Source organism: Ectopseudomonas composti (assembly GCF_001567565.1).
GTDB classification, from domain to species: Bacteria; Pseudomonadota; Gammaproteobacteria; order Pseudomonadales; family Pseudomonadaceae; genus Aquipseudomonas; species Aquipseudomonas composti_A.
The window spans coordinates 1-3668 of sequence record NZ_LSSW01000023.1; the positions used below are offsets into that span (position 1 = coordinate 1).

Annotated in this window: 4 protein-coding genes and 3 tRNA genes; all 7 read left to right on the plus strand. The window is 58.8% G+C overall.

Annotated features, from left to right (window positions below; translation table 11 throughout):
• Nucleotides 1-137 precede the first annotated feature (137 nt).
• A complete protein-coding gene (gene birA / locus PCLY_RS12025) occupies nucleotides 138-1103 on the plus strand; it encodes a bifunctional biotin--[acetyl-CoA-carboxylase] ligase/biotin operon repressor BirA (RefSeq protein ID WP_061239598.1) in 966 nt (321 codons plus the stop codon).
• Entirely contained in the window at nucleotides 1093-1842 is a 750-nt protein-coding gene (locus tag PCLY_RS12030; protein ID WP_061239594.1) for a pantothenate kinase, read from the plus strand. Before birA ends, PCLY_RS12030 begins: the two co-directional genes overlap by 11 nt.
• Before the next feature lie 8 nt (nucleotides 1843-1850).
• Nucleotides 1851-2537 carry an SPOR domain-containing protein gene (locus PCLY_RS12035; protein ID WP_061239597.1) on the plus strand — a complete coding sequence of 229 codons (687 nt, stop codon included), beginning with the start codon at nucleotides 1851-1853 and terminating at the stop codon, nucleotides 2535-2537.
• 141 nt (nucleotides 2538-2678) lie between these two features.
• Nucleotides 2679-2763 (plus strand) — tRNA-Tyr (locus PCLY_RS12040).
• Nucleotides 2764-2787: 24 nt separating this feature from the next.
• Nucleotides 2788-2861: transfer RNA gene (locus PCLY_RS12045), tRNA-Gly, on the plus strand.
• Between the two features lie 26 nt (nucleotides 2862-2887).
• A tRNA-Thr gene (locus tag PCLY_RS12050) sits at nucleotides 2888-2963 on the plus strand.
• An 84-nt stretch (nucleotides 2964-3047) separates the two neighbouring features.
• Nucleotides 3048-3668, plus strand: a 621-nt coding sequence (locus tag PCLY_RS12055) for a GTP-binding protein (protein WP_156458593.1), incomplete at its 3' end; no start/stop codon positions are given.

A 3668-nucleotide genomic window follows, 5' to 3' on the forward strand; every position in this document is an offset into this window, starting at 1 on the left:
GTGTTTTGGGCCTCCGGGAGTGTGATATCGCGCTGGAGTGGGCCTTCCTTATATGTGGCCTTCTTCTGTGTCCCGTTTTCTATGCAAGCTGAGGCCTCGTCGTTATCATGCCAGCCTTGTTCGTAGCGGGGCTTGGCATGCTGGAATTGTTGAAACTTCTGCAGGATGGTCGATTCCATTCCGGGGAGGCCTTGGGGGCGACGCTCGGGATCAGTCGAAGTGCCATCTGGAAGCAGCTGCAGGGCCTGGAGGCCGAGCTGGGGCTTGAGGTGTTCAAGGTTCCTGGTCGCGGCTACAGGTTGTCTGCGCCCATGACCCTGCTGGATGCCGAGCAGATCGCGCGTGGTGCTGATGGGGTCAGTTGGCCGGTGTCTGTCGAGTCCAGTGTGGATTCCACCAACGCGGAGATCTTTCGTCGCCTCGATGCTGGGGCGCGTGCCCCCTTCGCCCTGCTGGCTGAGCGGCAGACCGCCGGGCGTGGCCGCCGTGGCCGGGTCTGGGCAAGTCCCTTTGCTGAAAATCTCTACTGTAGTGTTGTTCTGCGCGTCGATGGGGGCATGAGCCAGGTCGAGGCGTTGAGTCTGACGGTCGGCCTTGCTGTCGCGAAAACGCTTCATTCGATTGGATTGAAGGATGCGCGGCTCAAGTGGCCGAATGACGTGCTGGTCAACGGGCACAAGATATCCGGGATTCTTCTCGAGTTGGCCGGAGACCCGGCTGACGTCTGTCATGTCGTGATCGGTATTGGTATCAACGTCAACATGGTCGTGGATACGCCCTCGGTCATCGATCAGCCATGGACATCCGTGCGCCAGTGTCTTGGGCGCTTGCTCGATCGTAATGAGCTTGCCGGCGAGTTGTTGCAGCAGCTGCAGGCCTGTCTTTCCATTCATTGGCAGCGCGGCTTTGCTGGCTTGCGAGATGAGTGGGAGGGGTTGCATGCGTGGCGCGGTCGCTCCGTGGCGTTGACGGCAGGGGCGAATGCAACCCTGGGCGTGGTGCTTGGGGTCGATGAGCGCGGGGCTATTAGGCTGAGTGTGGATGGTGTCGATCGCTCCTTCAGTGGTGGTGAGTTGAGCCTGAGGTTGCAGCATGATTCTTGAGCTCGACTGCGGTAATAGTTTTATCAAGTGGCGAGTGATCTCCGGTGACGGCGCGCAGCGTCTCTTTGCCGGTGTGGTGGACTCCGATGCTGCGCTCTTCGAGTCCTTGGCAGAGGCGCCTGGTCTGCAGGTGGGTCGCTGCCGCTTGGTCAGCGTCCGTAGCGATGCGGAGACCGAGCAGCTGGTTGAGCGTCTACGTGAGCGTCTAGGGGTCGAGGCGGTCTGTGCCCAATCCGCCAGTCAGGTCGGGGGGGTGAGCAACGGTTACGAGGATTTCCGGCGTCTTGGTCTGGATCGATGGTTGGCGGTTCTGGGGGCCTATCATCTGGGGCAGCGGGCTTGTCTGGTGGTGGATCTCGGGACAGCGGTGACGGCTGACTTCGTTTCCGTCGAAGGCACCCACCTGGGGGGCTTCATCTGTCCAGGGTTGCCGTTGATGCGTGATCAGTTGAGTACACATACGCGGCGCATTCGCTACGATCGTCAGGTGGCTCTCGCCGCTCTGCAGGAGCTGGAGCCAGGGCGTTCGACTGCCGAGGCCGTCGAGCGAGGCTGTGTATTGATGTTGCGTGGCTTCGTGGTCGAGCAACTGCTGCAGGCTCAGGCTCGTTTTCCTGAGGGCTTCGAGGTGTTCCTGACGGGGGGCGACGCTGACCTGGTGCGAGATGTGGTCCCAGGTGCACAGGTTGTCCCTGATCTGGTTTTTGTCGGACTGGCTATTGCCTGTCCCTTCAATTGAGGCAAGGCATGCGCTGGATTCTTCTACTGCTTCTGCTGCTCAATGCCTTTTATTACGTCTGGCATCAACAGCAGGCGCCGTTGCGGGCCAAGGAAGTTGCTCCAGCCAGCGGGTACCAGGCTGCTCGCAAGGATATTCGCCTGCTGAGCGAGGCGGATGCGCCACAAGCTCGTGGTGAGCCGGTGGCGGCTGTTGATGCGCCAGCTCCCGATGCGGCTGTTTGTCTTTTCCTCGGCAGTTTTGAAGAAGAGGCGAAAGCCAAGGTCGTCGAGCAGCGGCTGCTGAGCCTGGATATTCAAGCCGAAGTGCGTAGCGTCGATGCGGCTGCGGGGGTGGAGTACTGGGTTTATCTCCCGCCGCTGGCATCCCGTCAGGCCTCGCTGCGGCAGTTGCGCGAGCTGCAGGCCCGGCGCATCGATAGCTACATCATTACTCAGGGCGAGCTGGCCAATGGCATATCGCTCGGCATATTCCCTCGCAGTGACTCGGCTGATAGCGTCGTGCAGCGTCTACGCGACGTTGGCTACGAGCCGCAGGTGCGTGAGTTGTCGCGGGCGCATCGCAATTTCTGGGTGCGCGTGGCGCCGCAAAGTCGGCGCTTGGCCGACGAGTTTTTGCTTGGGCGGCTGGCTGGTGACTTTGCTGGTTTGCAGCATCAATTAATGCCTTGTGAAGGCGTTGCATTGCTCCAGTAGTTTGCATAGAATGGCGCCCGCTTCGCAGGGTGGTCAAAGTTGTTTCCCGACGAAGATGTTGTCAAAGTAGCTAACCTCAAGATTTTAATGAGAAAAAGCTTGACAGCAGGGTGGCAGATCTAGAAAATGCCGCCTCACTTTGGAGGGGTTCCCGAGCGGCCAAAGGGATCAGACTGTAAATCTGACGTCATCGACTTCGAAGGTTCGAATCCTTCCCCCTCCACCAGATTCAGCGTGAGCTGCAAGCTCCGCGGGTATAGTTCAGTGGTAGAACCTCAGCCTTCCAAGCTGATGATGCGGGTTCGATTCCCGCTACCCGCTCCAGTTTGTGGCTGGCGCAATAGAGTTTGGCTCATGTAGCTCAGTTGGTAGAGCACACCCTTGGTAAGGGTGAGGTCAGCGGTTCAAGTCCGCTCATGAGCTCCATCTAATGAAGGCAGATATGAAAGTATCTGCCTTTGTTTTAATGGCGGCATGGCTTGCTCAATTCTTCGCTAGGAGACGGTCAAGATGGCTAAAGAGAAATTCGAACGTAACAAACCGCACGTCAACGTCGGCACCATCGGTCACGTTGACCACGGTAAAACCACTCTGACCGCTGCTCTGACCCGCGTCTGCTCCGAAGTGTTCGGTTCGGCCAAGGTCGATTTCGACAAGATCGATAGCGCGCCGGAAGAGAAGGCTCGTGGTATCACCATCAACACTGCACACGTAGAGTACGATTCCAACATTCGTCACTACGCGCACGTTGACTGCCCGGGTCACGCCGACTACGTGAAGAACATGATCACCGGTGCTGCCCAGATGGACGGCGCGATCCTGGTCTGCTCGGCTGCCGACGGCCCGATGCCGCAAACCCGTGAGCACATCCTGCTGTCCCGTCAGGTTGGCGTACCGTACATCGTCGTGTTCCTGAACAAGGCCGACATGGTTGACGACGCTGAGCTGCTGGAACTGGTCGAGATGGAAGTTCGCGACCTGCTGAGCACCTACGATTTTCCGGGTGACGACACTCCGATCATCATCGGCTCCGCGCTGATGGCTCTGAACGGCGAAGACACCAACGAGATGGGCACCACTGCCGTCAAGAAACTGGTTGAAACTCTGGATAGCTACATTCCTGAGCCGGTT

Coding starts and splice junctions, on each gene's coding strand:
- birA (WP_061239598.1), top strand. CDS start 138: ATGCTGGAATTGTTGAAACTTCTGCAGGATGGTCGATTCCATTCCGGG.
- PCLY_RS12030 (WP_061239594.1), top strand. CDS start 1,093: ATGATTCTTGAGCTCGACTGCGGTAATAGTTTTATCAAGTGGCGAGTG.
- PCLY_RS12035 (WP_061239597.1), top strand. CDS start 1,851: ATGCGCTGGATTCTTCTACTGCTTCTGCTGCTCAATGCCTTTTATTAC.